This window comes from Streptomyces sp. NPDC058632, from assembly GCF_042717095.1.
Taxonomy (GTDB): domain Bacteria; phylum Actinomycetota; class Actinomycetes; order Streptomycetales; family Streptomycetaceae; genus Streptomyces.
Window position 1 is genome coordinate 1 of sequence record NZ_JBHXQZ010000097.1, and the last position, 2,852, is coordinate 2,852.

The following is a 2,852-nucleotide window of genomic DNA, read 5'->3' on the forward strand; positions in this document are numbered from 1 at the left end:
CCTCCACCCTGTCTGCCGTCGACAGGGCCTGGGCCCGGTGGCCCTCGGTCAGGTCTCCCGGCGCGGGGCCGGGGGCAGTGCCGCCGGCACGTGGGGCCGCCCGATGGCGTGCCGGCCGACCGCCGGGACGCGCTGCCACTGCGGCTGCCGGTCCGCGCTCTGACGGGCGCTGCTCGCCCCCGCGCTGTAGGCGCCGTACGACCCGCCGCCGACGGAACCGCCGAACGTCCCCGAGCCGTGGCCGACGGACGAGCCCGTACTGTGCGGGACGCTTCCGAAGGCGGTGAAGCCCAGCTTCTCCTCACCGCTGCGGTCACCCGGCAGCGAGCGGAAGGACTTCACGTACTCGGCGTAGAGCGCGTCGTAGATCGGCGTGGCCGAAGGGCCGCCCGCGGAGTCCTGAGCCGACCGCACGGGGGCGGGGACCAACGGGAAGGGCGGGCGGCGGGGAACGTCGTATGCGTGCACATATCTCCCAACGACCCCGCCCGGCAAGGGATGCGGCCGTGATGCGGGTTTTCGCCGGTCACCGACCTGTCGGCCGGGTGCCAGTCGGTCGTCGGGTGTCGGCCGTCGGCCATCGGCCGGTCAGAGACCGGCGAGCGGCAGTGCCGCCGCGACCAGCCTTCCGTTCGCCGCGGCCCTGTCCAGCGCGTCGCGCAGCAGGTCCTCGCGCGGCTGACGGCCGATCGAGCCGACCGGGGCCGCGAACAGCAGTACCTGCTGGTGCTTGTTGGCGGCCGCCCGCCAGCCCTCGGTGACCTGGAGCGGCTGGTGGGCCTGCCACCAGGCCACCGGCTGCCCGCCGTTCGGATTCGGCTGGAGCACCGCGTGCAGTTGCCCCACGGCCAGCAGGACCGACCAGCCGTGCAGCACGGACGGCGCGGTGGACAGCTCGGTCACGGGCATGAAGCCCTGCTCGATGAGCAGCGGCAGGAAGTCGTCGCCGGACCCGAGCGAACCGGGCCGCGCCACCGGCGCGGTCGGCTCGACGACCAGCGCCGGGTGCAACTCCCCGGCGATCAGGACCAGTCCGCTGGTCACGCCGAGCACGGCCTGCTCCGGCACGACGTGCTGCGCGGCGTGACCAGCGGACTGGGCCGGGGCCGTCTGCGGGGCCTGTACGGCCTGCGCCGGCGGGGCCGCGGCGTCGCCGTGGATGGACCGCACGGCGCCCTGGAGCTGTGCCTCGGTGACCTGGACGACCTGCGAGGGCAGGCAGGTGGAGTGGGCGAAGGCGAGAACGGCGGTCTCGTCCCCGATGAACAGGACAGTGCTGGTCCGCTCCTGCTCCGGATCGCCCGGTGTGCGGCAGGAGGTGCAGTCGTAACCGCCCGGGGTGGAATCTCCGGCGAGCAGGCGGTCGGCTTCTTCGTCGCCGATCTCGGCGCGTACCTCGTCGCTGACGTCGAGCATGCGCGGCACGGGTGACTCCCTCGGGATGCGGTGCGTGGCGAGGCCGGGTGGGGCCCGGCCCGCGATCCGGGGCGGGCCCCCGGCTCATACAGATGACAACGGGCGATCTGTGGCGGGAGTCACGCCCGGGAGCGAACGGAATCGAACCATCCTGCGCACACGGTCACTTCCGGCACGGAACCGGACACTCACCGTCAACTGCCCGCAACGTCAATGCCGTTGAACGAGTGAGGTGGCTCACAGGATGCACGGCCCACTGGTCGACAAATCACGAAATCAAGGAATGAAGTAGGTGTCCGGAAAATGCCGCTACCGAGGGTAATCCCGAACTGGCCTGCGAGGACGGGGAGTTACTTGATGCCGGCCCGGTCGGCTGCCTAGATTCCTCCGCCGTGTGCAGCGAGCACCGCCCGGGAACGTCCGCCGACCGCACCAGCCGGATCCAACGCACCACCGGATCCTTCGCACGACCCGACGGCGGACGGGGCGAGCGCGACATGCCGTGTCCCATGACGCGGAGGTGGCGCTTCGCCCCGGGGGACCCCGGGTCCTCGGAGAGGGAACTACATGTCCGATTGTGCCGACACCACCCGCGACGACGCCCGCAGGACCCGGAAGGGCCCCAAGCCCCGTACCGCGGCGGCTCTGGCCGGCGCGGCACTGCTCGCGCCCCTCGGACTGCTGGCCTCGGCCGGCAGCGCCGCGGCGGCGGACAGCGGAGTGTGGGACCGCATCGCACAGTGCGAGAGCGGCGGCAACTGGCACATCAACACCGGCAACGGCTACTACGGCGGGCTCCAGTTCTCCGCCTCCACCTGGCGCGCGTACGGCGGCACGGCCTACGCGCCGACCGCCGACCGGGCCACCAGGACCCAGCAGATCGCTGTCGCCACCAAGGTCCAGCAGGGGCAGGGCTGGGGCGCCTGGCCCACCTGCTCGGCACGTGCCGGAGCGTCCGGAAGCGCACCGGGCGCCGCCTCGGCGACCGCCGAGGAAGTCCCGGCGAAGCCCGCGAAGCCGGCGGAGTCCTCCCGGCGGTCGACGTCGTCGAACCAGTCGAACCAGTCCACCCAGCCGAAGCGGTCAATCCCGTCGAAGGCGCCGGCCCAGTCGTCGGGCGGCGCGCAGCGGAGCTCCTCCGGCGGTGGCTACACCGTCCGCGCGGGCGACACCCTGAGCGCCGTCGCCGCCCGGCACGGCACCACCTGGCAGCAGTTGCACGCCGTCAACAGGGCCGTCATCGGCGGGGACCCCGACGTGATCCTGCCCGGACAGCGTCTCGTGCTCTGATCCGCCCTGGCCGCACCGGGTTCCGAGGTGAGGCGGGGTCCCGGGCCGGCCCCCGGGTGCGGCCCCCCGGCCGGGCCGCCCCCATGGGGGCCACCGCGGTGGCGTAAAAAAAAAAAACCCAGCCCCCCCAACAAATTTTGTATATA

Annotated in this window: 3 protein-coding genes; 1 reads left to right on the forward strand and 2 read right to left on the reverse strand. The window is 72.7% G+C overall.

From position 1 onward, the window contains the following. Window positions 1-48 precede the first annotated feature (48 nt). On the reverse strand, window positions 49-468 hold the full coding sequence (locus tag ACFWVE_RS28850; RefSeq protein ID WP_384020051.1) for a hypothetical protein: 420 nt from the start codon (window positions 466-468) through the stop codon (window positions 49-51). Window positions 469-588: 120 nt separating this feature from the next. Continuing rightward, window positions 589-1,425 (reverse strand): hypothetical protein, encoded by an 837-nt coding sequence (locus ACFWVE_RS28855; RefSeq protein ID WP_384020054.1) that lies wholly within the window; start codon window positions 1,423-1,425, stop codon window positions 589-591. 558 nt (window positions 1,426-1,983) lie between these two features. Between ACFWVE_RS28855 and ACFWVE_RS28860 the strand changes: the two genes are divergently transcribed. Beyond that, a complete protein-coding gene (locus tag ACFWVE_RS28860; protein ID WP_384020057.1) occupies window positions 1,984-2,706 on the forward strand; it encodes a transglycosylase family protein in 723 nt (240 codons plus the stop codon). Window positions 2,707-2,852: the final 146 nt, after the last annotated feature.